Genomic DNA, 25,386 nt, shown 5'->3' with positions numbered 1-25,386 from the left:
GTTTTGGTGCTTTTTTTATTCACCACTAAATTAAAAATATGAAAAAACTACTTATTTCAATGATGGTACTGGCACTGGCAGTAGCTTGTAAAAAGGAGGCAGGAAAACCAGTTCCAAGTGAAATTGATACTGTTACCCGTGTGAAACCGCTGGACAGTGCAGCAGTTGCTAAAGAAAAAGCATTGAAAGAAGGAGCGCTTAAAAAGACTAATGATGAGGTTTTACAGGCTTTAAAAGCTAAAGATTATAAGAAATTTGCTTCATTTATCCACCCAGAGAAGGGGATTAATTTTTCAATGTATGCTTTTGTAGATCCGAAATCAGATAAGCATTTTTCGAAAGAAGATTTTGAAAAATACCAGCCTACCAAAACATTGTTTACCTGGGGAGCGCAAGACGGCTCAGGGGATCCTTATAAAGCGACGATCAATGATTATCTAAGAAAATGGGTGTTCTCTGGTGATTTTACAGCTTCTCAATATTCTTTCAATACATTTCTCGGCAGAGGAAACTCGCTGAATAATCTTGAAGAGATCTATCCTAAAAGCGATTTTACAGAAAACTATATCAAAGGAACAGAAAAAAATAGTGAAATGGACTGGAAAACACTCCGTTTTGTATTTGAAGAATTTCAGGGAAAATATTATCTCATTGCTGTTGTTAATGACCAATGGACAATTTAAAAGCTATAAGCTGGATGTAGGAAGCTGGAAACTGGAAGTTATAGAATTGGGAAAAACATGTGTTATTCTTATTTTCAATTGTAATTAAAAACTACAGATGTTTTTTTTCAATTAAAGTTCTTCCAGCTTCCTTTCTTTATAAAATATCAGCCAGTTGCCTAGTGAGATTTTTTCTTGAAAACTGTTCTATCTGTTGAGTGTTTTCAGAAAGATTTCCGTTTTTCCAAAGGTCGAATTTTTCCAGAATGAATTTTTTTACAGACACAGAATCATCATAACTGAAATGTTTTCCTGCATGGGTTTCTTCAAGAATCTTAGCAACATCAGCTTTATCCGGTCCAAATGAAAGAATCTGTTTTCCGCTTACCAGATATTCAAATATTTTTCCGGGAATAATTCCTCTTGAAGATTCATTCGGGAAATTGGTGATCAGCAGCATCTCTGAAGTCTGCATTTCTTCAACAGCTTTACCGTGTGGAAGATACCCCAAATTCAGGATGTGATTTTTCAGGCTTGAGTTTTCAATCGTATGAAGGATTTTATCATCAATTCTTCCTACAAATTTTAAGCTGAAATGTTTTGCAAATTCTGCATTTTCCTTTACCAGTTCATCCAATGACCTCCAAAGGTTCTCCGGATTTCTAAGCTGTTCCAGAACTCCAATATAACTTAATACAAAAGATTTGTTGTGCTGTTTATTTCCTTCGTTTGAATCACTTTCATCAAAACCGTTTGTGATACAAACTGCATTAGCTCCGGCTTTTTTGAAATTCTCAGCATCTGTATAGCTTGTGGCCAGGGTAATATCTGCATTTTTGAAAACGGCACTTTCCAGCTGGCGGTGCTTTTGGTCTGAACTTTTGGTTAATTTCAGGTGTTTATAATACGAGATCTCTGTCCATGGATCACGGAAATCGGCAATCCATTTAATATTGGGAAGTTTATTTTTTAGACCTAATCCAATCAGGTGAAGAGAGTGGGGTGGACCGGAAGTTACGATCGTATCGATGTTGTGTTCTTTCAGGTATCTTTCCAGAAATTGAATAGAAGGCTTTACCCAGAAAACTCTGGCATCAGGAATAAAAAAATTTCCCCTTACCCATATAGAAAGTCTGGATTTCCAGCTCTGGTTTTTTCCTACATCAAATTGGCCTGCTTTGAATTTTTTGTTGCTTTTATTAAGCTTTTCAGCCAGCTGATAAGGTTCCCAGATCTTTGTTCTGACGATTTCAATATCTTTTGGAACATCCTTCATCAGGGTTTCGTCCAACAATGGATAGCTTGGGTTTTCCGGAGTATAGATAACGGGTTTCCACCCGAAATCAGGCAGATATTTGGCAAACTTCAGCCATCTTTGAACACCAGGACCTCCCGCAGGAGGCCAGTAATAGGTGATAATCAATATTTTCTTTCGTTCCATTCTTTTGGTCGTCTGTCCTTCAATTGTCATTCTGAACGAAGCGTAGGGTAGTGAAGAATCTCATTCTATCTCTTCATTCAGAAATTTCCAATCGGAATTGAAATGCTTTAATTAATTTTTTGATCAGGCTTTCTGTTCGATAAGAGTCTCTTTTTTCTTATTCTTATTCATCCAGAAAATTCCAAATGCTGCCAGTGCGATAAACAATCCGAAGCTTAATAGAGAAATCCATTTTCCTGTTTCAATTACTTCCGGCTCAAAAACCATTCTGATGTGGTGATTCCCGGCAGGAACATGTACTGCACGAAGCAGATAATCTGCTTTGATATAAGGAACCTCTTTTTCATCTACAAGAACCTTCCATCCGTGAGGATAATATACCTCAGAGAAAACGGCCAATTGAGGCGTTTTTGACTGAGATTTGAATTCCAGTTCGTTAGGTTGGTATGTAGTTAAATTAATAAATGCTGTAGAATCTGCCTGAACAGGTTTATTACTGAAATAAGCTTTGTCAGAAGATGCAATCACAGCTGTTTTTTTATTGTCGATTTTCCCAAGAGAGTTAATTTCTTCGTTAGGAGTATCTACAAATTTAAGATCACTTACAAACCATGCGTTTCCATTTGCTTTAGGATTCGGAACTACCTGAGGCTGATCCGGACCTCCGAAAACCATATATTTTGCATTCAGTAAGTTGAGTATTTTAGGGGTTTTTACACTGTCGATATTATTGATATATGCATTCAGTACATCATCATATCTCCTTAATTTTACAGCGTGGTAACCTCCGATAGAAGCTTTGAAATATGAAGTATTAGTCTCACTTGTAACTCCTAAAGTCTGGTTATAAATTCGGTAGTGAGCTTTATCTTTATCCGCAATAGTCTCTAATGTCTTGTTGATATTTACGGTAGATAAAATAGATTCAAGATTTGGATTTCCCTGTACTTTTTCAGCAAGAAGTTCAGAACTTTCTGTTTGGAAAGGGTTCTCAGCAAAAATCTTGTCTACATAATTTTCGTCATTTAAATAACGCTTATTTACAGTCCATAGGTCAAATAAACTTACTACACCAATGATGACCAAAGCAATATTAGAGCTAAGTTTTTTCTTTAAACTTAAAAATAGAACTGTGGCAGCAATGGCTACGTAAATAAATGCCTTTATAGCATCTATTCTAAACAGTTTGTACCTTTCATCTACCAGAAAATCAAGAAGGAAAGGAGGGAAGTACGTTTTCTCTCCTGCTGTTGAAAATCCTAACAATGATTTACCAAATATTAAAAGAATTAATAATAATCCTAATGTTCCACCACTTACATACGTCAGAATTTTTTGCTTGTACTCTTCAGTCAGTTTTTCATCTGTAAAGAATCTGTATAATCCTAAAATTGCGATCAAAGGGAATAGTAATTCCACGACAACAAGGATAGAAGACGGTGCCCTGAATTTATTGTAAAACGGAACGTAATCAATAAAGAAATCAGATAATGGCATAAAGTTACTTCCCCAAGCCAGTAAAATGGTTAGAATAGAAGCTCCCAGGATCCAGTAACGGTATTTTTTCCATGCAAAGAAAAATCCTAATAATGCAAGGAAGCATACAATAGCTCCCTGATAGGCTGGGCCTGAAGTTCCCGGTTGGTCACCCCAATAAGTCATTCCGCTGAAACCTTTTGAAATTCTGTCCATTTCAGCCTGTGAACCTACATTTTCCTGAACAAGTTCCTGAACTTTATTCATCATTTCCTTAGCTTCCGGTTCCTGGCTTCCACCACCCATTAATCTTGGAATAAAAAGGTTTAAAGTTTCCAGTTGCCCATAGCTCCACATCAGCATACTCTCCTTGTCCATTCCGGATTTTCCTGAAGTATGGCTGTCATTGGTTAAAATCTGTTTTCCACGAACGGTTTCCTTTACATATTCAGAGTTGGCCATGATCCTTTGAGAGTTCATGCCAACACCAATCACACAAGATGCTGCAATGATTCCTGAAGAAATAAGGAAGTGTTTTATTGGAGTTTTTTTCTGAATCGCCCTGATAAGCTCAGACAGGAATAAAAATCCTAGTGCCAGAAATAGATAATAGGTCATCTGCGGGTGGTTCGCTGCTATCTGAAGCCCCATAAACAGGGTAGTAACAATGAATCCCCAGATGTATTGTTTTCTGATGTAAACTAATAAAATTCCGGCTAAAAGCGGTGCGAAATATTCAATGGTATTGACTTTTCCATTGTGTCCTGCCGCAATAATGATATAGAAATAAGTGGAAAGCCCGAAAAAGGTTGCGCCTAGTAAGGCATATTTCCAGTTTCTGACTACGACCATTCCCAAAAGGAAAAAACCTGCAAAAAGAAGGAAAAGATAATTAACAGGTCTTGGTAGAAAGTTCAGATTGCTGTCGATTTTCTTGATGATATCACCTTTAAACTGGCTACCCATCTGGTAAGTCGGCATTCCCCCGAACATGGAATCACTCCAATAGGTTTCATTTCCTGTATTAGCTCTATAATCTAAAAGTTCTTTTGCTCCCCCTCTGTACTGTACAATATCATGCTGGAAAAGTTGTTTTCCTGAAAATACAGGAGTGGAATATAAAAATGCTAAAACTATAAATACTACTAATGAAGCTGCAATATAAATTAAGTTTTTGTTTTTTGCCATGCTGGTTATGATCTTTTATTTCTCGGATTTTTCACCTTTTGTCATTACTCTCTTTTACCTCTTCATAGTCTACGGTTTCTGCATCCCATTTAAGGTTTTTTTTGTTATTCTTATTCGAGTTATGTAGGTCCTGCTGATTGTTATTTTGCTTTTGGTTATTGAACCTGTAGCTGTAAAATGTCTTAAAGAAGATTCTTTTCAGAATATTCCAGACGAAGAATATAATAATGGCAGAGAGTACTAACTCAAGAATGTACTTCATAATAAATTTATTTAAGATTTAAAGTTTAAGGTTCAAAGGTATGCTGGTCATGATATCACTTTCCTGTCTCTGATCCTTAAACTTTTAAGCTTTACTTATTTTGCAGAAGGGTTTACCATCACAGAAGAATTGGAAACACTTTTCATAGACTGGGATTGTTTTCCGTCTGAAATAGTTTCAATCTGTGTAGTTTTTACATTAATGTTCTGGTTGATAATCCATCCTGTATTTTCGTCAAACTTAATGGTTCCGTTTTGAGCAAGTTCACTGCTCATGCTGTGAGTGATTGGTCCCTGAGCCTTCTTTTCAGTTTTCTTGGGAATACCTCCGGTTACACTGATTTCAGCAATTCCGTTTCCTAAGCTCTTTAAAACATAATTTGAAGTTACTTTAATGCTTCCGTTCGGATCTGCATTTTCAGAAGTTGACCATTTTTCACCTATTTTTACTCCTTTTTTCGGAATAATTGAAAGGTTTTTATTGAACTGATCTTTCAATACTTTCTCATTGAAGGACTGTTTAAGACTTGCTACAACACTTGCTCTTTCATTAGCATCCTTGATAAGCGGTCCTACCGCATTGGTAACTTTGGTATATACCGCATCAAAACCTGTAATAGAAATCACATTTCCTTTGGTATCCATCTTCATATCAAGCTTATTATTGGTAAGAGCTTTGTTGATATTCCAGATCATTTTAAGATCATCTTCTTTAGGAAGAGGCAGCTTAGTATCTACTACAACCGTTTTACCCTGTGCAGCCTGAGAGCTTCTTTTAGAAACAAGATTAAGGGTCATTTCATATACATTTCCCTTAATATCATTTACAATAAAGTTCATTTCGTCAGTAGATTCTACAGTAGCTGTCATAGATTTTCCCTGAGGATCAGTCATCGTTTTTACATCTCTCTGGTAGGTAGTAAGGGGATAAGTTTTTCCTTTTTCAAGTTTGAAAGACTGAGAAACAATCCCTGCAGAGTCTCTGATTGCTGGGTTTTCTGCAACTTTCGCTACAGAATCCGCAGGAACTTCCACGGTAACCGTTTTTCCGGTCTTAGGATCTACTTTTGTAATTTTTGCCGTTTCTTTTTTACAAGATACAAGAGCTATAGATGATAATAGCGCTATTGCTGCTATATTTTTCATTTTCTGATTTTTTAAGTGTTGTGTTATCGAATTAATTTATTTCAGACTTTTCTGTCTCACCGCTTCATACAGGATTGCGCCACATGCTACGGAAACATTCAAAGACTGAGTTTTTCCTTCAATAGGAAGTTTTATTTTTTCATCAGAATGATGCAGTACTTCTTTAGAAATTCCTGTTTCCTCATTTCCCATAACGATAGCGCATGGTTCTGTGAAATTTACATCATAGATCAGTTTCTGAGCTTTCTCAGATGCTGAAAATACAGTAATTCCGCTCTGTTGAAGGAAATCTACAACGTGAGCAAGATTATTTTCCTTGCAGATTTTAATATTATAAAGCGCTCCGGCTGACGTTTTAATAGCATCAGAATTAATAGGAGCAGCACCTTTTTCAGGAATAATAACAGCATCTACACCCGCACATTCTGCCGTTCTGCAGATGGCTCCAAAGTTTCTCACATCTGTAAGTCTGTCCAGAATTAATAAGAATGGAGTTTTCCCTTCTTCAAATAATTGTGGCACAAGATCTTCCACTTTATGAAACGGAACATCTGAAATAAAAGCAACCACACCCTGGTGGTTTTTTCTTGTAAAACGGTTCAGTTTTTCAACCGGAACATAATTGGGACGGATTTTATTTTTTGCTAAAATTGCTTTCAGTTCAGCATAAATAGGACCCTGAAGTGCATTTTGCACAAAGATCTTGTCAATCGTTTTTCCCGCTTCAATTGCTTCAATCACGGGACGCAGCCCGAAAATAAAATCGTCTTTCATTGATTTGTTTAAAATTTTATGTTTAAGGTTATCGGAATCTAGAGCAGGTGGTTCATGATTTATTATGATTACGAACTTCCAGCTTCCTTTCTTCCAGTTTCCTTTTAGTACTTTTCTCCTAAAATTGCTCTTTTCTGCGCCATTGCATATCCATAATGCAGGCTTTCATGCATATTGTTAAAAATAATGGCATCCTGAATACTCTTCAGATCCATCCCGAAACTGGTAGTATAGGGAGTATAGTCTGAAAAGAAATCACTATCATAATCCTTCATTAATATCTTTGAGGTTTCCGTTAGTAAAAACTCCAGGTCTTCCACCTCTGATTTTTGAACATTAAGGTTCGGTAAAGTTCCTTTTTTGTAAGTTTCAATCCAATATTTATCAATACGGAAAGGGTTTCCGCTCAGATAATAATGCAGAAGCTGCTGAGTGGCAACCGTATGGGCAATATTCCAGTAAATATTGTTGTTGAAGCCATCCGGAATCAGCAGAAGATCCTCATGGGAAGTGTTCTGTAGGATATCTAAAAGGTTTCTTCTCACCTGTCTGTGTGCTTGAAAATGATAATTCATTTTGCAGAAAATTTTAATCACCAAAAATAGTTTAATAAACTGGAAATGACAATTTTTTGGCTAAAGGATTAAAGTAAAAGTTGCACAATGCCGGAAAAATAGATTATTTATTATTTTCTTTTTAGGTAGAAATCTGACAGGATTACAATCTGTTTTAGAAAATTTAACGACTCCTTTTTAGATATTTATCAATTTTTAAGAAGCTGAAACCCTCCGATGATTTTTCGTCAAAGGAGGGTTTTTTATTGTTTGTTAACTGTTTTTTATAAGTTTTTACCTTTTAACTGATGATGACTATTTTTTTATGATTTTATGTTTAAATGTGGTCCCATCTTTCAGAATAATATTTAAAAAGTAAACTCCAGGGGGATAAGAGGAAAGATTAATTTTGGTTTCCCTGTAGGTTTCAGCCAGTTTTCTTCCACCAATGCTGTAAAGGATCATTGATTTTACATCTTCTTTCGATCTTATATTGACAAAATCAGTAGTAGGATTTGGGTAGATATTTACATCAATGCTTTTTACATCTTTTACATTTAAAGTAGCATTACTTTTTCCCTGCATGTAAACTGATAAATAAACATCTCCTTCCTGTCCGTTAAAAACGGCAGTAGGAATGGTATGTTTTAAAGTGTGATTTCCGGCTGTCATAGAGGGTAAAGTAAACCCTCTGATAGGTACTGAATTTCCCGGGCACCAGTTGTTCCATGAAGTCCAGTTATCAAAAGATTTTGGGACTGCTCCATAGATTCCGTTACCCTGTGTATTGTATGCTCTGTAGGGTTCACAGGATATTCCTCCTGGAGTATACGTCAGCATTTGCACGTCATCTATATAGGTGTAATTTTGTCTTCTTATGTACTCTTCTCCACCTGCATTGGCCCCGTGTGGGGTAGAAATTACAATGAAATTAGCATTGTTAACAGCAGCAGGAAGGTTAAAGGTGACAAGTCTTACTGTTTCTCCTGTTGTGTCAGTACTGTTGTAGTTGTTGAGTTTATTATAGCTTAATATAGGAACAAGAGTGTTGTAATCTGTAGGGGTTGCTCCGACATCAGTAGAGAAAAAGGTCAGATTTCCTGAAAAAACATCAATCCTGCCAGTGCATCCTGGCACCTCGTTCTGTGCAGCATAAGGAACTCCAAAAACATCCAATTCCATATACATGTCATAAGTATCTCGCAGGTCAGTATTATGAAATACACTGTAGAGATTACTTATATCATAGGTGTAGGGAACTTCTATTGGAGAACGGTTTTTGTTCATGAACGGTGTAATGTATCGGGCAGCTTCAATTCTTTTCACATTAGCATCATCCATTGTATAGGTGGGCTGATTCTTAGGAACCAATGCCAGAAATACCTCTCCCAGACGATCATAATTATCACATAAAGCACCTATAGTCACTCTCATGGCAATTTTTGCCTTAAAGGAATCCAGTTCAGTATCTGTAAGCTTTCTTGCGTATCTGGTATTTCCCAGTCTGATCAGACCGGTAGGAACCGGATTGGCTACAGGAGCAGCATAGCCGTCATAATATACGGCATCTGAAATCAGATTCGTCACGGTTGTTGTCTGTGATTTGAAGAGACCTGTAAGGAATAGACTTGCAAAAAATAATCTTTTATACATATCGTTGGTATTTAATGTAAATATATTAAAATATGTATTAAAAATAATGATTGTTTAGTTTTGTTTTTGTATTAATAGTGTTTTTGTTGTTGAATGTTTAAATATTTTAATTAAATACTAGGGTTGGTGCTAAAAGTATGCATATTAATAAATAGATATGATTGAATATTTTTTTTTATTACAAGAATCAATATTTTATTATTAAATTAGCATTATATTCAATGGTAATATTATTAATAATGAAAAGAATTTTACTTTTATCCCTGTTGTTTGCAGTGTTTACTGCGAATGCTCAGATCAATATCAATATCGGAAGTACAAGTTTGGGAACTGCACCAGTGAGTAGTTTTTTTTCTTATTCCTATGTTCAGCAGATTTATCCTAAGCAGGAAGTTAATGCTAATGCAGCAGGAAATATTACGGGTCTTACTTTTTATCTTGATCCTTCTGCAACCATTAATGACTCATCCAATTGGACCGTTTATCTGGGGCATACCCCAAAAATATCTTTTGTATCCAATACAGACTGGGTTCCCGCCGCTCAGCTGACACAGGTTTTTGCGGGTACAGTAACTAAAAATGGGAATAAGGTTGAAGTAGTTTTTACAACACCATTCGCTTATAATAATATTGATAATCTGGTAGTGGCTGCTAAAGAAAATTCGCCAAGTATTGACATTAATAATTTTGATGAAGTTTTTCGTGTTTATTCCTACCTGCAGAATTCCACTCTTGTTTACAAAGGTGACCGTGCTGTTGTAGATCCGGCATCTCCGCCGGGAGGGATAAGAGTAGATTATAAATCTGCAATAACTATTTCAGGTCTGACGGTGAATTCTGCTCCAGGCTGTCCCTTCGTGATTTCGCCAGCTAATAATGCTCAATTCGTTTCTTTGTCACCTAGTATTACCTGGCAATCGGTAATGGATGCAGCTTCTTATAGAGTGTCTTTAGGTACAACCCCTGGAGGGACGGATGTTATTAACCATCAAACTGTAAACGGAGTGGGTTATAATCTTTCTCCATCTATTGTTCTTAACAATGATACTAATTATTATTTAAAAGTTACAGCTGTTTCGGCAAACGGGGAGTCTGCCGGCTGTGCAGACTATACTTTCAAAACAATTCCTCCTGTGCCTGTAAATGATGCATGTTCCGGAGCTTTGCAGGCTACTGCATTTCCTTATGCTTATACACAGTCTGATGGGATGTCTTCCACTAATAACAGCGGATTTATATTGGCATGTGCTAATGATGGAATGAACGATGGTCTATGGTTTAGATTTACAGGAGATGGCAGTCAGTATAAGATCAAGGCTACTCCTTCAGCGGCTACTTTTGATCCTAAAATAGGAGTGTACAGCGGAGCTTGTAATAGTTTGGTTTGTGTAGGAACAATGGATAACGGTGGTGGCGGTTCTGCTGAAACAATGACAATTACAACAACTGCAGGAACAGAATATTATATAAATGTAGGGTCTTACGAAGATTCGGTAGATATGCCGGAGGGTGCATTTACAATAAATATTACAAAACTGTAATTTTCTTTACATAGGGTTTTCGTATTAAGGAAAATATAAATTGATAAAAAGGTGTTGTGGCAATTATTGTCACAACATTTTTTATAATGAATTGAATTATAATGGGAAAGATTGAAATATGACCATAAGATCATTGCAGCAGAATTTATTTTGAATTCTAAAAGTTTGTTAAACCCGGAATATTTAACAAACTTTAACTCAAATATGGCATTCATTATGTTGATTAATGCAAGTATTTATCAGAAATTTACCACTTATTTAAATCAAGCTATGTCAGATACATATCAAGCCGAGGATATCCGTCAGTTGACGGAAAAAGTAAAAGAAAAAAACTACTTATTTTCTCTTCTGAGACAGGAAATCAACAAGGTGATTATTGGGCAGGAATACATGGTAGACCGCTTATTGGTAGGGCTTTTAGGAAACGGGCACGTTCTTCTTGAAGGTGTTCCCGGATTGGCAAAAACATTAGCCATCAAAACTCTGGCAGATGCTGTTCATGGTGAGTTCTCAAGAATTCAGTTTACCCCGGATTTGCTCCCGGCAGACGTGGTAGGAACCATGATTTACAATATCAAAGACAATGATTTTTCTATAAAAAAAGGTCCGGTATTCGCGAATTTTGTTCTTGCGGATGAGATCAACCGTGCTCCGGCAAAGGTACAGTCGGCACTCTTAGAGGTGATGCAGGAAAAGCAGGTGACCATTGGTGATGAAACCATGAAGCTTCCAAAGCCATTTTTAGTACTGGCTACCCAGAACCCGATCGATCAGGAGGGGACTTATCTGTTGCCGGAAGCACAGAGTGACCGTTTCATGCTGAAATGTACTATAGATTATCCTTCTTTTGAAGACGAAAGACTGGTGATGAGAATGGTTTCCACATCCCATCAGCCCACTGTAAAACCAGTGATTTCACTTCAGGATATTGTTGAGGCAAAAGAGATTATCAACCAAATCTATTTGGACGAAAAAATAGAAAAATATATTCTGGATATGGTTTTTGCAACACGTTATCCTGAAAATTACGGACTTTCTGAGCTTAAAAACTATATCAGTTTCGGAGCTTCTCCAAGAGCATCTATCAACCTTGCGATTGCTTCAAGAGCATACGCGTTCTTAAAAGGAAGAGCATTCGTAATCCCTGAAGATGTAAAAGCATTGGCTAAAGATGTATTGAGACATAGAATGGGCTTAACTTTTGAGGCAGAGGCAGAAGAGATAACAACTGAAGAAATCATTAACAGGATTTTAGCAAAAATACAGGCACCATAATGAGTGATGTTACTATTAGAAAGGCAGTTCAGGAAGACTGTGCTTCCATGTTGGATTTGATTAAGGAGCTTGCAGAATATGAAAAAGCGTTGCATGAAGTAACGGTAACCCTGGATCAGTTTACTGAAGACGGATTTGGAAAATCTCCGGTTTGGGGAGCTTTCGTTGCAGAATTGAATGGCGGAATTGTAGGGATCTCATTATATTATGACCGATATTCAACATGGAAAGGAAGAAGACTCTATCTTGAAGATTTGGTAGTAACAGAAAAAATGAGAGGAAAACAGATCGGAAAGCTTCTGTTTGATGCAACTCTTGAACATGGAAAATCTAATGAATATAGCGGAATGGTTTTTCAGGTATTGAACTGGAATGAACCGGCCATTAACTTTTATAAAAAATACAGTCCAAAGTTTGACGACGAATGGTTGAATGTTTCTATTGAGTTTAAAAACTAGAGGTCGAAAACAAGAAACATTGAACCTTAAACATAAAATTCTTCTATGCAGATAAAAGATATTGTAAAAAAAGTAAAGCAGATAGAAATCCGTACCAGAAAAAAGACGGAGGCTGCTTTGATGGGACAATATCACAGCGCCTTTAAAGGGCAGGGAATGACTTTTTCAGAAGTGCGTCCTTATCAGTTCGGTGATGAGATAAGAAGAATCGACTGGAACAAAACCGCGCGTTTCCGTGAGCCATTTGTAAAGGTAATGGAAGAAGAAAGGGAACTCACTATGATGCTTGTGGTAGATATTTCTGCCTCTATGGATTATGGAACAAAAGCTCAGCTGAAAAGAGAATATGTTGCAGAAATAGCAGCCAGCCTGGGATTTTCAGCAGCCGGGAATAATGATAAAGTCGGATTGATTCTTTTTGCAGATAAAGTGTATAAAGTAATTCCTCCCCAAAAAGGAAGAAAGCATATCCTTTCCATTATCAGTAATATTCTTACCGCAGATTATATCCCTGCAGAATCTAAAATAGATAAGGCGCTGGAATATATGATGGGAATTTTTAAAAGAAAATCTCTGGTTTTCCTGTTCTCAGACTTTCAGGACGAATATGATTCCAAAATGCTGAGAGTAGCCTCAAAGAAGCATCATCTTTTAGGAATGCGGATATTTGATGAGAAAGATAATGAGATTCCTGATGTAGGGTATACTTTGCTGTACGATGTAGAAACAGGAAAACAGATATGGGCGAATACTTCCAGTGCAAGATGGAGATATACCTTTGCTGAAGCTCAGAAACAAAAATTAAGAGCTTTGGAGGAAGATTTTGCCAACAGTTCGGCCAGTTTTATGAATGTAAATACCGGCTCAGATTATTCAAAATTGTTGTATAATTATTTTCAGAAAAAATAACATCGGGTTTTGCCCGCAGTAAATCAGGCGTTAGCCTTTATTATTATTTTAACATTGAGAAAAATACTTTTAATATTATCTTTCCTAGTCTGTGCAAATGCGTTTTCACAGATCTTATCTTCTAATGTAGAGAAGAAAACCCTGGCTCTGGGGGAACTCAATCATCTTACGATAAAGATTGATAATCTAAATAATGAGCAGGTAAATTCTGCGGCCAAAAACGAACTGCTGCCTTTTCATTTTGAAGAAACCAAGGACAGTATTGGGCAAAACGCTAATTTTTATGAAAGGAAAATAGAATTTGCTGTTTTTGAGGAAGGAAAGTTTACTATTCCGGAACTGGAGTTTAAAGTTGGAGATAAAATTCTTAAAACCATTCCTTATGAAATAGATGTCATTAATACTGCTCAGAAAGCAGACCAGATTAATGATATCATGAAAAATAAGGAGATAAAACTTGCTGCTCAGGATTATTGGGAGCTTTACAAACTTTATATTCTGGCAGCATTGGCAGCCATTGCTTTGATTATTGCCATTTTTATGATTGTAAAATGGGGCAGAAAAGCAAAAGGATCTCCGGTAGTGGCTACCAATCAGACTTTAAAGGAGCTGGATTCTCTTAAAAAGAAAAAATATATTGAAGAAGGTAATTTCCGTTCCTTTTATGTTGAACTTATCGAAATATCCAGAAATTTTATTACCAAACAATATCGCCTTCCTGCTGATGTTCTTTTGACAGATGATCTTATTGAGGTGATGAAAAAGAATAATACCATTTCTCAGGATAATGAGAAAATTATTGAAGAAGTATTCCTGAGAGGGGATCTGGTGAAATTTGCCAAAACATTCCCGGATCAGATTACAATGGAGAAAGATTTTGCAGATATCAGAGATTTTGTGAAAAGGTCGTCCCAGGATTTAGAATTTGAAAACTTAAGAAAGGATGTTTAATTTTGAGTTTTACAGTCCGTGGTTTTTACTGCTTTTTTTGCTGTTTATTCCTCTTTTTGTAAAAGATGCGGGTAAAAATAAAAGAAAAGGTATAAAAGTTCCTACCATAAAAAATATGGGAATGAGTGGTGGAATACAAGGAATTCTTTTCTTATTGAAAATATCCAAGTATATTATTCTGTCTGCACTTATTATTGCGATGGCAAGACCGAGAACCTTTACAGTTTCACAGGACAGGGATGATACCAAAGGAGTTGATATTATGCTGTCTATTGATGTTTCACTCAGTATGCTGGCGAAGGATTTAAATCCTGACCGTATTACTGCTCTTAAAGATATTGCCATTAAATTTGTACAGAAACGTCCAAATGATAGAATAGGAGTGGTGGCTTATGCTGCAGAAGCATTTACCAAAGTTCCTGTGACCTCAGACCATCAGGTGGTGATAGATGAGATTAAAAATCTTAATTCTACAGGTTTAGAGCCCGGGACAGCCATCGGAGAAGGCCTTTCTGTTGCCGTAAATCATTTAACGAAAAGTAAAGCAAAAAGTAAAGTGATCATTCTGATGACTGATGGGGTAAGTAATATAGAAAATGCAATTCCACCACAGCTTGCTGCAGAACTTGCAAAAAATAATGACATAAAAGTATATACCATTGGGATAGGAACAAACGGTTATGCGCTGATGCCTACAGCGGTAGATTTTTTCGGAGATCTTATCTTTACTGAGGCTGAGGTGACGATTGATGAGAATACATTGAGAGAAATTGCCCAAACGACAGGCGGAAAGTATTTCAGAGCTACTTCCAACAGCAGTCTTGAAGAAGTGTATGATGAGATCAATCATCTGGAAAAATCTGATGTGAAAGTGTCAAAGCTGTACAACTATGAAGAGTATTTTAAAATCTTTTTGTGGATTGCTTTGGCGATGCTGGTGCTGGATGCATTATTGAGATGGATGTTTTATAAAATTTTAAGCTGATGAGTTGGTCTTTAGGAAATTACTGGTATTTGTTCTTACTGCTGCTTCTGCCGCTGTTAGCTTCCTTTTTGATTCATTTTCTGAAATGGAGAAAGAAAAAGAGAGACATCTTTGCAGCAAGCCAGTTTCATGATAATTTATTTGAAAAAAGTTCGGGATTTACAAGGTTCTTCCCGGCATTATATCTGTTGGGAACTTTGTTTTTGATATTTTCCATCATTGATCTTCTGAATGGTTCCGAAGAAGTGAAAAGCAACCAAAAACTAAATAATGTGATCTTTATGCTGGATGTTTCCAATTCCATGAATGCTGAAGATATTGAACCAAGCAGACTGATGGAAGCGAAAAATGTGATGATACAGACCATGTCGAAAATGAAAAACGATAAGATCGGAATTGTCATTTTTGCGGGACAGGCAATATCCATTATGCCATTAACAACAGATTATAACTCTGCAGAAACTTATATCAGTGGTATTGAAACCACCTCTATGAAGATTCAGGGAACAGATTTTCTGAAAGGAATACAGGCAGCTACTGAAAAATTTAAAAATGTAAGCAAAGGATCCCGGAAAATTATACTGCTGAGTGATGGTGAGGATAATGAAGGAAATGATAATGCAGCAATAAGACTTGCCAATAAAGAAGGAATAGCTATTACCTCTGTAGGAATAGGAACAGATGAAGGAGCTCCCGTTCCGGTATACAATGATGGGCAGCTGATGGGATATAAAACAGACATAAACGGAGGTACTGTAATTTCTAAAAGACAGACCGAAGCTTTAAATAAAATGGCGGGATCTACAGGAGGAACCTATATTGATGGAAATAACATTAATGAAGCTCCGGATAGGATCATTGATGCGATCAATAAGAAGTCTTCAGGATCGGAAACACTTGTGAAATCACAGAATGCCAATCATTATTATCAATATTTCTTAGCGGTCTCTATCCTGTTTTTCTTTTTAATTTATATTTTTAATCCTAAAAATGATTTTAATTTATAATTTTCCTTTATTTATAGAAGAATATCTACGGATACTTTAACCGAATTTTAACAAATAAAACTCTGTTTCTTAACATATAAAGGAATAATTTTGCAAGTAATGAATACTAAAACCATATTTTTATCGTTTATAGTTGCTTTCTCATTCTCAGGCTTTTTGTTTGGGCAGGAAAACTACAGAACTTTGGTTCATGAAGGCAATCAGAAATTTGACGGTAAAGACTATGATGGAGCGTCCTCCAAATATATGGAGGCTGTGAAATCCAATGACAAGGATTTTACGGCTCATTATAATATGGGAAATGCTTTATATAAAAGTAAAAAATATGAAGAGGCAAAGTCCGAATTTGAAAAAGCACAACAGCTTTCCCAAACTCTTCCTGATAAGGCTGCAGCACTTCATAACTTAGGAAATACCTATATGCAGATGAATCAGCCGGAAAAAGCGGCAGATTATTATAAAAAAGCGCTTAAACAAAACCCTTACAGTGAGGCTACCCGTAAGAATTATGAAATTGCCAAGCTGAAAGAAAAAGAAAAGCAACAAAATAAAAACCAGCAGAATAACTCTGGAAAAGGTGGCGGCGGAAGCGATCAGAACAAAGGTGATGATCAGGGTGATAAAAAAGACCAAAGGCAGGATCAGGGAAATGGCCAACAAAACGAAGGCAAAAGTGACCAAGGCAATCCTCAGCAGAATCAGAATAATGAGGGTAAAATGCCCAAAAATCTTGAAAATCAGCTCTTAGATAAAATAAACGAAAAAGAAAAAGAAACCGCCAGAAGAATTTTAAACAAAAATTCTTATTCGATGCCCGAAAGCAACGAGAAAGATTGGTGATGAAGTATAGATTGATTTACATATTGCTTACTCTGGCATCCGTAATTACTTACGGACAGGTAAATCTTTCTCTTGATGCTGATAAAACAGAGTATGGTGGAAAAGATGTTGTAAACCTTACCATTGTTCTCGAACTTAATGGAACAGACCTTGTTCAGCAGACAGGTTTCCAGCTTCCGGACCTTTCAAAATTTAATATTATAGGCAGTGGATCTGTAACCAATACTGTAATTGATCCTGCTACCAATACGCTTATTACTCAAAAAGTATCCAGAATTGCCCTTGAACCCAAGAAAAAGGGTAAAATCAAAATAGGGTCCGTACTGGTTACTGTAAATAACAAAATCTATAAAACAGAGCCTTTCGACGTTAATATCCGCGATATTGTTGATAAAAGATCCTTAGCAGGTAATACTTCCAATGAAGTGTTTCTGAATATGGAAATCGAAGACAGGGATGTCTATCAGGATCAGCCTACTATTGCTGTTCTGAAAGTATATTCCAGAAATATGGATAATCTCAGAAAAGTAAAAAATATCCGTCTTCCGCAACAGGAAAATATCAATGTACATCCTATCAATTTCACTAAATCCGAGATTGATCCTTCCGGTAACGGAAATATGTCATCACAGATCCTGGCCATGTTTATGGTATTCCCGAATGAAGCCGGATATGTTGAAGTTCCTGGAGTATCAGCATCAGTAAGTACTTATTCAAACAAAAATAAAATTGTTTCCAATAAGATAAAGCTTAATGTAAGAAAGCTTCCGGAAGGAGCACCTGATGGTTTTAAAAATGCAGTAGGAAACTTCAGTGTAAGCGTTCATAATACAACTAAGGAAAAACCCGAAGCCAAAAAACCACTAAATGTTGTTGTAAAGGTTACTGGAGAAGGGAATTTACCCGATATGGAGCTTCCTAAAATTGTAGCTTCTCCAGACTATGAAGTTTTTGCACCAAAAATCACATCGAAGGTTTCTCCTGGAGCTTCCGGGATGAAAGGTACCATCATGGCTAACTATGTAGTGATTCCTAATAAATCAGGAGCCATTTCCATTAAGACAGAGCCGTTTGCCTTTTTTGATCCTGAAAATAAGGAATATGTGGATTTGGGCCAGAAAACATTAGATGTAAATGCACTTTCACACGACCAGGTAATGGAGTCCCGTTCTACAGTAGAAAAGGTAAATGAATATACCAATAATCTGCTGGAAACGGTAAATACACCGGTCTTAAAAACCACCTCATTTAAAGTAAAAGAAAAAAGTAAATTCCACTGGAATATTCTTTTGACCAATATTACTATTCTTTTAGGCTTATTTGTTGTCTATCTGATATTTAAAACTTGGCAAAAAAAGCGCGCATTAGTTAATGAAACTATATCTCAAAAACCCTTAGGTTCAGTGGCTGAAACAGAAAAAGAAATCAGAGAGTTGCTGAAAACGGACATCAATGATTATTTTGGTTATCTTGAAAACCTCAAGGATAATGGTGAGTATGAAAAGTTCTTTACCACTTTGGAAGAGTTGGATCAGGAAGTACGAAATCAGTATTTCCAAGGCTCTGTTGCTGAGTTTAAGACTTTTCTTGAAAAGCATAAAGGTTCTTCAGTTGCAGAAGAGTACGCAAGATTGCAGCAGAAAATTCAAATGGAGAAATATTCTCCTGTGAAATCTCAAGAAGGTATTGAAGAACTTTTGAAAACAATTGTTAATTTATATTCACAAATTAGCAAATAGTCAGTTTATTTTCATATTTTTGCGAAATTTTTAATTACAAAGAGATGGAAATTTTTGATGGTTTCTCTTTTAAAGAGATCGTTACCAGCTTTATGGTTCTTTTTGCCGTTATCGATATTATCGGCTCGGTTCCTATTATAGTAAGCCTTCAGCAGAAGTTCGGAAAGATTGAAGCTGGAAAAGCTTCGATTACTGCCGGAGCAATTATGATTGTTTTCCTGTTTGTAGGGAATAAAATTCTAAAGCTGATCGGAGTAGATGTCAATTCATTTGCCATTGCCGGAGCTTTTGTGATTTTTGTCATAGCGCTTGAAATGATTTTAGGTATAGAGATCAATAAAACAACGGAAGCAAAGGCTGCATCCATCGTGCCCATCGCATTTCCATTGGTTGCAGGTGCCGGAACTTTAACAACAGCATTATCCCTCAGAGCTGAATTTCATGATATTAATATTATCTGCGGAATTATTCTTAATACAATTTTCGTATATTTGGTGCTGAAATCAGCGAAATGGCTGGAGCAGAAAATAGGAGATGCAACTTTGATGATTCTTCAGAAAGTTTTCGGTATTATTCTTTTAGCGATTTCAATTAAATTATTCACTGCAAATTTTGCCCAATTGGTGCTGAATTATGTTAATTTTTAAAAATTATGAAGAAGTTTTATAAAGTATTTTTAATACTGTTCATTGTTTTCATTGCCATCAACCTTTATGCTATCAACTGGCAGAATGACCTTATCGCTGATGAAGACAACATTAAGTTTGTATTTTCTGCATCTGCTGCTGCAATAGGCCTTATCCTTCTTTTTGTAATGGATACCTGGAGCCGAATCGGTGTAAAGAAGTAAATAAATTAAATATTTATAGATATAGCCTCTTTCGTTTTGAAGGAGGTTTTTTTATGGATAAAAGATAAAAGATAAAAGATAAAAGATAAAAGATAAAAGATAAAAGATAAAAGATCTTGTCATTAAACAACTATTCCCGTATACATATCCATTTGGTATCAGTATCAATAGAGGTGGACTTTAGCCCATCCTAGTAAATGAAATAATTCCATTATTGGCTTTAGCCAAAATTTACTATTGAAACACAAACTTTCTATTTACTAGGAGACAACCAGGTTTTTCAAAATAGCTTCAGACTTAAGCTCTGTTTCCGTCCATTCCTTTTCTGGGTTACTTTGAGCAGTAATTCCACCTCCTACGAAAACGTGTACAGAATCTTTATAAAGCCTTGCGCATCTAAGATTTACAAAATAAAGAACACTCTCTTCAGTTTCCACTTTTATATAACCGGCATAGAATTCACGCGGAAATTTCTCGTACTTTCTGATGTTTTCATTGCAAAAATCCTTAGGTATACCACAAACTGCCGGAGTAGGGTGTAGATCCTGAATCAGGTTATCAAGGTCATCAGGTTTTATAGTTGTTTTAAAATCTGTACGGAGATGCTTGATATTCCCTGAAACATGGTCATACGTTTCGGATTGCTGAACCTGATCAGAATAGTTTTTAAGAATAGTCTGAATGTAAGAGGTAACCGGTTTTTGCTCTTCAATTTCTTTTTCTGTCCATTCTTCAGAAACAGGAAGAGTTCCTGCCAATGCCATAGTTTCAAACTCATGTGTAGCTTTGTTGAATTTTCCCAATACTTCCGAAAAGGCCCCCATCCACGCATTTTCTCTGTCATTAAACAAATACCTGAAGGCATTAGGGTAGGATTGGCATAAATTCTCAAAACTAGCCTTATAATCAATCGTATTAAAGGCTGTAAAGATTTTTCTTCTTGAATAAACCAGTTTAGGAAGATTGTTTTCTTTAATGATTTCAATTACCTGCTGTAAAGTATTGCAGTATTCCTCTTTGGTTTCTGCTGTAAAACCGGTTGTATCCTCAGGAAGGAATTCATTGGTAACAGAGAGATCATGAAACTTTATTGGATCGGCTTTGATGATATTTCCATTAAAGTTAATTTGGGTAAGGCTGTTATAAGAATAAAAATTGACAGCATCTTTATCGTTTGTTTCCTCTACAGTATGCAATCCTTCATTGAAGGGAAGTTTGAAATAAATCATGAGTTATGAATGGATTTTGAAAATCACTAACCGGAAATAATATAGGAAATTCCGAAGTTGATTTTCCTTTCTGCAAAGGTATCATTTCCTGAAGAAATATTTTTAGCAGAGCTAATAAAATTATTCAGATTATTGGTATATTTTGTTAGCATATAAGATTGAGACGGATTTGAAGAATAATTAAAGTTTTTGCGAACAGATATATAGATGTCATTATTAAACACTGCCATATTACTGTTTTTACGCCATTTTTCCAGTAACAATATTGGTATTTGTCCTCTGGAGAGGTAGGTGAAGGATTGGTTAAAGTCCCTAGAAAATAAATATTCCCGTTATGAACGATCCCATTTCCAACGGAAAAATTTGGGTCATTTGATGCATTTAAATATTCTGACAGAGTATGTTTTATCCCATTTTTCCAGAAATACCATGCAGGTTTTGGGTCAATCTTATCTATATTTGTTCAGAAGAGATACACATCATTATTATCAACAATAATTTTAGTTCCCATCAGGTTTTCTCCTTCCTGTACAAAGGTTTGCTGCCCGTTCTTCCAGTAACAGGCTTTAAATTCATCCACCCCGCCAAGATAGACGTCATAAGATGCTTTCTTTTCTATAAGAGTTGAATCTTCATTATTACAGGAAATACAGAATAAGAAAGCAGTTAAAAAAACTAAAATTTGAATTTTCATGGTTGTTGGTTTCTTATAAGATGCAAAAAAATGAAAAGGTTGCAGTAAGAATATAAAAAAAGCTCAAAAAAATTTGAGCCTTTGATTCTTTACTGTCAATTCAACCTACTTATTAATGATATTATTTGTCATCGTAGTATGGTTAATAAGTGTTCCTTTTTCATCTTTGATTTCAATTTCAGAAACGTGCATTGTTTTTCCTTTTCTGATGAATCTGGCAGTGGCTGTTACAATTCCATCCTTTTTACTTCTTAAGTGATTGGAGTTGATATTGGTTCCTACACCATAGTATTTGTCACCATCAATGAAAATATTAGAAAGACTTGAACCCAGCGTTTCAGCCAATACACAGCTTGCTCCTCCGTGCATGATTCCAAAAGGCTGGTGTGTTCTTGGCAATACCGGCATGGTGGCAGTAAGAGTTTCATTTTCGAAATCTATATCGATGAATTTAATTTCCATTGCTTTTGCAAGGGTTTCATCACCCCAATTGTTGATGAATGCTAGTATTTCTTCTTTGGTCTGACCTTTCATTTTTATAAAGATATGTGATGATTAATATATAATAATTGATTATTCGCCTGTTCCCATAATATTAGGGTTCCAGTTGGCCGGAATTTTAGGTACAATATCGTTTGTTACATAATAATCCTGAATTTCCTGCATGATTTCAGAAAATGGGACAGATGCAATTCTTTCATAAGGAATGGTATAACCCAGGTAAACAATATTTCTTTTAAAATCTCCTGCCGCCAGTACAATAGGCACTTTTGCTGCCATGGCCATATGGTAGAATCCTTTTCTCCATTTCGGAACCCAGCTTCTTGTTCCTTCCGGGGTAATCACAAGGCTGAAATCTTCCTTAGCAAACTGACTGGCCACAAAATTAACAAGGTCGTTTTTTTGGCTTCTATCTATCCCAATTCCTCCCAGTCCTTTTACAATTCCTCCGTACCAGGCTTTGGTGTGAGCATCTTTGATGATGATTTTCAAAGGTTTATTCAGGGACCAATAGGCAAAATTTCCTAAAATGTATTCCATATTATGGGTGTGCGGTGCCACCACCAGGATACATCTGTTGAGGACGTTAACATCGCCCTGCAGGACAACTTTCCATCCTAATAATTTTAACATCAGTTTGCCTATCAGCTTTTTCATAGATTCTTGGATTAAAAACAAAAAAGTATAACCAAATTGGTTATACTTTTACAAATATATTGAAATATTATTGCTCTTAAAACAAACCGTTGATTAAATCTACGATTTTCATTACGAATTCCATTGCAAATTGTATCATAATAAGAGTGTTTTTTTAGTGTTGGTTGGTTATTAAATTTTTAACTATACGAAATTAAAACAATTTTTTCACATAGAGAACTAAATAGTAGCTTTTTTCACTTTTCTGAGAGAAGAATGGTGTGAATTTCAAACGGTTGCTTTCCATTCACACCTTCTACCACTCTCTGTAGTTAATTATTTAGTTTGTATGGATATTTCGTTTTTTCCGTCCTTGATTTTGATATCTACATCCTTGTTGATCTTTTTAATATCAGATGCTACAGAATCAATTACTTTCTTAGCCTGGTTATTCGGAACCTTTTTACCATTGATGATAATGCTGTCCTTGTCATCAGAGTTATATTCTATGCTGGAACCGTTTACTGTGATTTTATTCTTTTCAATTCTGATTCCGTTTTCGTCTTCATCTCTGTTCTGATCATCATCATTAATACCATCACCATCCAGATCTCCATCTATATTGATTCTGTTTTTGTTCATTGAGATTACCCGCATTTTCTGTGGTACTACAAGTTCATAGTTCACTCTGTAATCTCTGAATCTGTGATCATAAGGATACTTTACGAAGTTAGGAAGCATTACTTTATTATTAATTACTTCTACAGGAACGGTAAGCTGGATAGGGAAGTTATATCCGTTTCCTTCTTTTTTGATAATAAGGTATGGTGTTTTGATATCCGGCTTTCTTGTAACTTCTACAGAAACATAATCTTCTTCATACACATTTTTCTTATCCGAATAAATATCATCATCATACGCTTTGTAGTTCTGTGGAATACTTACCTGTTTCATGTCTACATATATCGTATCAGAAGTTGTATTGATCGCTACATTTTCAGTATCTTCTTTACTTCCTTTGTAGATCAGATTTTTCTTAGCCATACTGATTCCAAAGTAAGTTCCCAGTCCTATTAGAAGAAGGAATAAACCTCCTATTACCCATCCGATGTTTCTCAACTTTGTTTTTGGAGAAAAGATCTTGATGCTTAATAAACTGAACAGAATAGCAGGGATTAAGCTTCCGATTACCATTATGGCTGCCAATACTTTATCAAGTCCCTGATCATCCATATAAAATCTGATCTGATTAGCCCCGGGAAAATCTGTATCCATTCCGAAAAGACCAAATAACACAAATACTCCGATAATACTTCCTACCGCCATCAATACGAAGATTCCTCCTACAATATATTTGATTATATTCCATGCTCCACTTCCTGCATTGTTGATGTAAGGCTTGTTTTCGTTGTAGATTTCTCCGACTCTCTGAGTGGATTCATTGGCAAACTGTACCAATTTGTTAGACTCATTCTTAAGATTGTCGAAGTTCATAGGCTTTCCCTGCATTTTCAGGAAATCTGCTGCAGTTTCAGCCTTTGGAAGTACGGCCCAAAGAATTACATAAAGAAGACCTATTAATGAAGAGGAGATTGCTGCAGTGAAGATTCCTAAGACGAAAACCCCCAGCCAAATCGCTCTCATAGCCGTAATATCCATTCCTACATACTGAGCTAAACCAGCACAAACACCTGCTACTTTTTGTTTTTCAGGATCACGGAACAATTGTTTCTTATCTGAGTAATTAGTTCCTGTATTGGTATTTTTAGTTGTATTTTTTTCAGAAAAATAAGCCTCTTCCTGTTCTTCGATTTTTTCAGGGGTTCCGATCTGTGCGATTACTTTTTCTACATCTGTATCGTTGATCACTTCACGTTTTCCCAGAGAATCTCTGAAGATCTCCACCATTCTTATTTCTATGTCATGCATTACCTCATCTGCTTCGGAAGCATCCAGTGAGCTTCTCAGAGCGTTCAGGTAATCGCTGAGCTTTATATATGCGTGTTCTTCTATCGTAAAAGAAAAACCTGCGAGTCCTATTGAGAGTGTCTTGTTCATAGCTTTGTTTTTTAATGTTGTTGTGTGATTTGGTTTACTGAGGCTGTAAGCTCATTCCACGTATTTAGAAGTTCATTCAGGAAAAGTTTTCCTTTTTCCGTGATCTGATAATATTTTCGGGGTGGCCCGCCTGTAGATTCTTCCCATCTGTAAGAGAGAAACTCTCCGTTTTTAAGTCTTGTAAGAAGAGGGTAGAGGGTACCTTCCACTACATCCAGTTTTCCTTTTTTCAGCTCATCTATAAGATCGGAAACATACATTTCGCGATTATTAATGAGACTTAGAATACAGAATTCCAGAATTCCTTTTCGCATTTGCGCTTTGGTATTTTCAGTATTCATCTTGTATAAGTTTGTTAATTAGGTTATATTTTTAGAAAAATGCTCCTAGCTAGTTGAGCCTATTCTAATTTTACATTACAAAGATATGTAAATAAAATGGTATTATGCAATACAAAGTAGTGAAATTTTTAAAATAAAACATTTAATTAACTAATAATCAGTGTTATAATTTTTAATTCATATTTTTGAAAATCTTATTTTGAGAAAAAAGTCTTTT

Annotated in this window: 26 protein-coding genes; 12 read left to right on the top strand and 14 right to left on the bottom strand. The window is 35.9% G+C overall.

Annotated features, from left to right (window positions below; all coding sequences use genetic code 11):
- Nucleotides 1-38: 38 nt before the first annotated feature.
- The gene (locus M2372_RS03830; protein ID WP_123318282.1) at nucleotides 39-683 is read left to right on the top strand and encodes a hypothetical protein; all 645 of its coding nucleotides are present in this window, start codon (nucleotides 39-41) and stop codon (nucleotides 681-683) included.
- A 136-nt stretch (nucleotides 684-819) separates the two neighbouring features.
- Here M2372_RS03830 and M2372_RS03825 read toward each other — a convergent pair whose 3' ends face one another.
- From M2372_RS03825 to M2372_RS03795, 7 genes are all read right to left on the bottom strand, one after another.
- Nucleotides 820-2,103, bottom strand: a complete 1,284-nt coding sequence (locus tag M2372_RS03825; protein WP_123319077.1) for a glycosyl transferase family 1 — start codon at nucleotides 2,101-2,103, stop codon at nucleotides 820-822.
- Nucleotides 2,104-2,226: 123 nt separating this feature from the next.
- A complete protein-coding gene (locus M2372_RS03820) occupies nucleotides 2,227-4,767 on the bottom strand; it encodes a YfhO family protein (protein ID WP_123318283.1) in 2,541 nt (846 codons plus the stop codon).
- Between the two features lie 31 nt (nucleotides 4,768-4,798).
- A complete protein-coding gene (locus M2372_RS03815) occupies nucleotides 4,799-5,029 on the bottom strand; it encodes a hypothetical protein (protein ID WP_123318284.1) in 231 nt (76 codons plus the stop codon).
- Nucleotides 5,030-5,124: 95 nt separating this feature from the next.
- Complete coding sequence (locus M2372_RS03810) at nucleotides 5,125-6,174, bottom strand: DUF6263 family protein (protein WP_123318285.1); 1,050 nt, start codon at nucleotides 6,172-6,174, stop codon at nucleotides 5,125-5,127.
- A 36-nt stretch (nucleotides 6,175-6,210) separates the two neighbouring features.
- On the bottom strand, nucleotides 6,211-6,948 hold the full coding sequence (gene rlmB, locus M2372_RS03805; RefSeq protein WP_123318286.1) for a 23S rRNA (guanosine(2251)-2'-O)-methyltransferase RlmB: 738 nt from the start codon (nucleotides 6,946-6,948) through the stop codon (nucleotides 6,211-6,213).
- Nucleotides 6,949-7,052: 104 nt separating this feature from the next.
- Nucleotides 7,053-7,523 carry a DinB family protein gene (locus M2372_RS03800; protein ID WP_047487264.1) on the bottom strand — a complete coding sequence of 157 codons (471 nt, stop codon included), beginning with the start codon at nucleotides 7,521-7,523 and terminating at the stop codon, nucleotides 7,053-7,055.
- Between the two features lie 294 nt (nucleotides 7,524-7,817).
- The gene (locus tag M2372_RS03795; protein WP_123318287.1) at nucleotides 7,818-9,155 is read right to left on the bottom strand and encodes a peptide-N-glycosidase F-related protein; all 1,338 of its coding nucleotides are present in this window, start codon (nucleotides 9,153-9,155) and stop codon (nucleotides 7,818-7,820) included.
- Between the two features lie 239 nt (nucleotides 9,156-9,394).
- Between M2372_RS03795 and M2372_RS03790 the strand changes: the two genes are divergently transcribed.
- The 11 genes from M2372_RS03790 to M2372_RS03740 all read left to right on the top strand — a co-directional run bounded on the left by M2372_RS03790 (nucleotide 9,395) and on the right by M2372_RS03740 (nucleotide 19,710).
- Nucleotides 9,395-10,696, top strand: a complete 1,302-nt coding sequence (locus tag M2372_RS03790) for a hypothetical protein (RefSeq protein ID WP_123318288.1) — start codon at nucleotides 9,395-9,397, stop codon at nucleotides 10,694-10,696.
- A 270-nt stretch (nucleotides 10,697-10,966) separates the two neighbouring features.
- Nucleotides 10,967-11,971, top strand: a complete 1,005-nt coding sequence (locus tag M2372_RS03785; protein ID WP_115973224.1) for a MoxR family ATPase — start codon at nucleotides 10,967-10,969, stop codon at nucleotides 11,969-11,971.
- Nucleotides 11,971-12,429 carry a GNAT family N-acetyltransferase gene (locus tag M2372_RS03780; protein ID WP_123318289.1) on the top strand — a complete coding sequence of 153 codons (459 nt, stop codon included), beginning with the start codon at nucleotides 11,971-11,973 and terminating at the stop codon, nucleotides 12,427-12,429. The genes M2372_RS03785 and M2372_RS03780 overlap by 1 nt, the downstream gene beginning before the upstream one ends.
- A 45-nt stretch (nucleotides 12,430-12,474) precedes the next feature.
- Nucleotides 12,475-13,338 carry a DUF58 domain-containing protein gene (locus tag M2372_RS03775; protein WP_123318290.1) on the top strand — a complete coding sequence of 288 codons (864 nt, stop codon included), beginning with the start codon at nucleotides 12,475-12,477 and terminating at the stop codon, nucleotides 13,336-13,338.
- A gap of 54 nt (nucleotides 13,339-13,392) precedes the next feature.
- Entirely contained in the window at nucleotides 13,393-14,289 is an 897-nt protein-coding gene (locus M2372_RS03770; protein ID WP_115973225.1) for a BatD family protein, read from the top strand.
- Nucleotides 14,282-15,274: a VWA domain-containing protein gene (locus M2372_RS03765; RefSeq protein ID WP_123318291.1), complete on the top strand. Its 993-nt coding sequence runs from the start codon at nucleotides 14,282-14,284 to the stop codon at nucleotides 15,272-15,274. The genes M2372_RS03770 and M2372_RS03765 overlap by 8 nt, the downstream gene beginning before the upstream one ends.
- On the top strand, nucleotides 15,274-16,281 hold the full coding sequence (locus M2372_RS03760) for a VWA domain-containing protein (protein WP_123318292.1): 1,008 nt from the start codon (nucleotides 15,274-15,276) through the stop codon (nucleotides 16,279-16,281). Before M2372_RS03765 ends, M2372_RS03760 begins: the two co-directional genes overlap by 1 nt.
- A gap of 99 nt (nucleotides 16,282-16,380) precedes the next feature.
- A complete protein-coding gene (locus M2372_RS03755) occupies nucleotides 16,381-17,121 on the top strand; it encodes a tetratricopeptide repeat protein (RefSeq protein WP_115973178.1) in 741 nt (246 codons plus the stop codon).
- Nucleotides 17,121-18,860, top strand: coding sequence for a BatD family protein (locus tag M2372_RS03750; RefSeq protein ID WP_123318293.1), 1,740 nt, complete (start codon nucleotides 17,121-17,123; stop codon nucleotides 18,858-18,860). Before M2372_RS03755 ends, M2372_RS03750 begins: the two co-directional genes overlap by 1 nt.
- Nucleotides 18,861-18,904: 44 nt before the next feature.
- On the top strand, nucleotides 18,905-19,507 hold the full coding sequence (locus M2372_RS03745; protein ID WP_115973180.1) for a MarC family protein: 603 nt from the start codon (nucleotides 18,905-18,907) through the stop codon (nucleotides 19,505-19,507).
- A gap of 5 nt (nucleotides 19,508-19,512) precedes the next feature.
- Nucleotides 19,513-19,710, top strand: a complete 198-nt coding sequence (locus tag M2372_RS03740) for a hypothetical protein (RefSeq protein ID WP_123318294.1) — start codon at nucleotides 19,513-19,515, stop codon at nucleotides 19,708-19,710.
- A 260-nt stretch (nucleotides 19,711-19,970) separates the two neighbouring features.
- Here the strand turns inward: M2372_RS03740 and M2372_RS03735 are convergent, their stop codons facing one another.
- The 7 genes from M2372_RS03735 to M2372_RS03705 form a co-directional block, all read right to left on the bottom strand.
- Entirely contained in the window at nucleotides 19,971-20,939 is a 969-nt protein-coding gene (locus M2372_RS03735; protein WP_123318295.1) for a chorismate-binding protein, read from the bottom strand.
- Between the two features lie 26 nt (nucleotides 20,940-20,965).
- The gene (locus M2372_RS03730; RefSeq protein ID WP_123318296.1) at nucleotides 20,966-21,169 is read right to left on the bottom strand and encodes a hypothetical protein; all 204 of its coding nucleotides are present in this window, start codon (nucleotides 21,167-21,169) and stop codon (nucleotides 20,966-20,968) included.
- Nucleotides 21,170-21,402: 233 nt separating this feature from the next.
- Nucleotides 21,403-21,633, bottom strand: coding sequence for a hypothetical protein (locus tag M2372_RS03725; protein ID WP_123318297.1), 231 nt, complete (start codon nucleotides 21,631-21,633; stop codon nucleotides 21,403-21,405).
- A 105-nt stretch (nucleotides 21,634-21,738) separates the two neighbouring features.
- Nucleotides 21,739-22,167, bottom strand: coding sequence for a PaaI family thioesterase (locus M2372_RS03720; protein ID WP_123318298.1), 429 nt, complete (start codon nucleotides 22,165-22,167; stop codon nucleotides 21,739-21,741).
- Nucleotides 22,168-22,206: 39 nt separating this feature from the next.
- Nucleotides 22,207-22,791 carry a 1-acyl-sn-glycerol-3-phosphate acyltransferase gene (locus M2372_RS03715; RefSeq protein WP_123318299.1) on the bottom strand — a complete coding sequence of 195 codons (585 nt, stop codon included), beginning with the start codon at nucleotides 22,789-22,791 and terminating at the stop codon, nucleotides 22,207-22,209.
- Between the two features lie 315 nt (nucleotides 22,792-23,106).
- Nucleotides 23,107-24,828, bottom strand: a complete 1,722-nt coding sequence (locus M2372_RS03710; protein WP_115973187.1) for a PspC domain-containing protein — start codon at nucleotides 24,826-24,828, stop codon at nucleotides 23,107-23,109.
- A gap of 11 nt (nucleotides 24,829-24,839) precedes the next feature.
- Nucleotides 24,840-25,169, bottom strand: a complete 330-nt coding sequence (locus tag M2372_RS03705) for a PadR family transcriptional regulator (protein WP_115973188.1) — start codon at nucleotides 25,167-25,169, stop codon at nucleotides 24,840-24,842.
- Nucleotides 25,170-25,386: the final 217 nt, after the last annotated feature.

This window comes from Chryseobacterium sp. BIGb0232 (assembly GCF_024810195.1).
Lineage (GTDB): Bacteria > Bacteroidota > Bacteroidia > Flavobacteriales > Weeksellaceae > Chryseobacterium > Chryseobacterium pennae.
Note: the sequence above shows the minus strand (reverse complement) of the source record. Positions and strands in the feature narration are given on the sequence as shown.

Coding starts and splice junctions, on each gene's coding strand:
- M2372_RS03780 (WP_123318289.1), top strand. CDS start 11,971: ATGAGTGATGTTACTATTAGAAAGGCAGTTCAGGAAGACTGTGCTTCC.
- M2372_RS03730 (WP_123318296.1), bottom strand. CDS start 21,169: ATGGCAGTGTTTAATAATGACATCTATATATCTGTTCGCAAAAACTTT.
- M2372_RS03715 (WP_123318299.1), bottom strand. CDS start 22,791: ATGAAAAAGCTGATAGGCAAACTGATGTTAAAATTATTAGGATGGAAA.
- M2372_RS03735 (WP_123318295.1), bottom strand. CDS start 20,939: ATGATTTATTTCAAACTTCCCTTCAATGAAGGATTGCATACTGTAGAG.
- M2372_RS03795 (WP_123318287.1), bottom strand. CDS start 9,155: ATGTATAAAAGATTATTTTTTGCAAGTCTATTCCTTACAGGTCTCTTC.
- M2372_RS03825 (WP_123319077.1), bottom strand. CDS start 2,103: ATGGAACGAAAGAAAATATTGATTATCACCTATTACTGGCCTCCTGCG.
- M2372_RS03830 (WP_123318282.1), top strand. CDS start 39: ATGAAAAAACTACTTATTTCAATGATGGTACTGGCACTGGCAGTAGCT.
- M2372_RS03790 (WP_123318288.1), top strand. CDS start 9,395: ATGAAAAGAATTTTACTTTTATCCCTGTTGTTTGCAGTGTTTACTGCG.
- M2372_RS03785 (WP_115973224.1), top strand. CDS start 10,967: ATGTCAGATACATATCAAGCCGAGGATATCCGTCAGTTGACGGAAAAA.
- M2372_RS03725 (WP_123318297.1), bottom strand. CDS start 21,633: ATGAAAATTCAAATTTTAGTTTTTTTAACTGCTTTCTTATTCTGTATT.
- M2372_RS03800 (WP_047487264.1), bottom strand. CDS start 7,523: ATGAATTATCATTTTCAAGCACACAGACAGGTGAGAAGAAACCTTTTA.
- M2372_RS03775 (WP_123318290.1), top strand. CDS start 12,475: ATGCAGATAAAAGATATTGTAAAAAAAGTAAAGCAGATAGAAATCCGT.
- M2372_RS03750 (WP_123318293.1), top strand. CDS start 17,121: ATGAAGTATAGATTGATTTACATATTGCTTACTCTGGCATCCGTAATT.
- M2372_RS03815 (WP_123318284.1), bottom strand. CDS start 5,029: ATGAAGTACATTCTTGAGTTAGTACTCTCTGCCATTATTATATTCTTC.
- M2372_RS03745 (WP_115973180.1), top strand. CDS start 18,905: ATGGAAATTTTTGATGGTTTCTCTTTTAAAGAGATCGTTACCAGCTTT.
- M2372_RS03760 (WP_123318292.1), top strand. CDS start 15,274: ATGAGTTGGTCTTTAGGAAATTACTGGTATTTGTTCTTACTGCTGCTT.
- M2372_RS03740 (WP_123318294.1), top strand. CDS start 19,513: ATGAAGAAGTTTTATAAAGTATTTTTAATACTGTTCATTGTTTTCATT.
- M2372_RS03705 (WP_115973188.1), bottom strand. CDS start 25,169: ATGAATACTGAAAATACCAAAGCGCAAATGCGAAAAGGAATTCTGGAA.
- M2372_RS03755 (WP_115973178.1), top strand. CDS start 16,381: ATGAATACTAAAACCATATTTTTATCGTTTATAGTTGCTTTCTCATTC.
- rlmB (WP_123318286.1), bottom strand. CDS start 6,948: ATGAAAGACGATTTTATTTTCGGGCTGCGTCCCGTGATTGAAGCAATT.
- M2372_RS03720 (WP_123318298.1), bottom strand. CDS start 22,167: ATGAAAGGTCAGACCAAAGAAGAAATACTAGCATTCATCAACAATTGG.
- M2372_RS03765 (WP_123318291.1), top strand. CDS start 14,282: ATGTTTAATTTTGAGTTTTACAGTCCGTGGTTTTTACTGCTTTTTTTG.
- M2372_RS03820 (WP_123318283.1), bottom strand. CDS start 4,767: ATGGCAAAAAACAAAAACTTAATTTATATTGCAGCTTCATTAGTAGTA.
- M2372_RS03710 (WP_115973187.1), bottom strand. CDS start 24,828: ATGAACAAGACACTCTCAATAGGACTCGCAGGTTTTTCTTTTACGATA.
- M2372_RS03810 (WP_123318285.1), bottom strand. CDS start 6,174: ATGAAAAATATAGCAGCAATAGCGCTATTATCATCTATAGCTCTTGTA.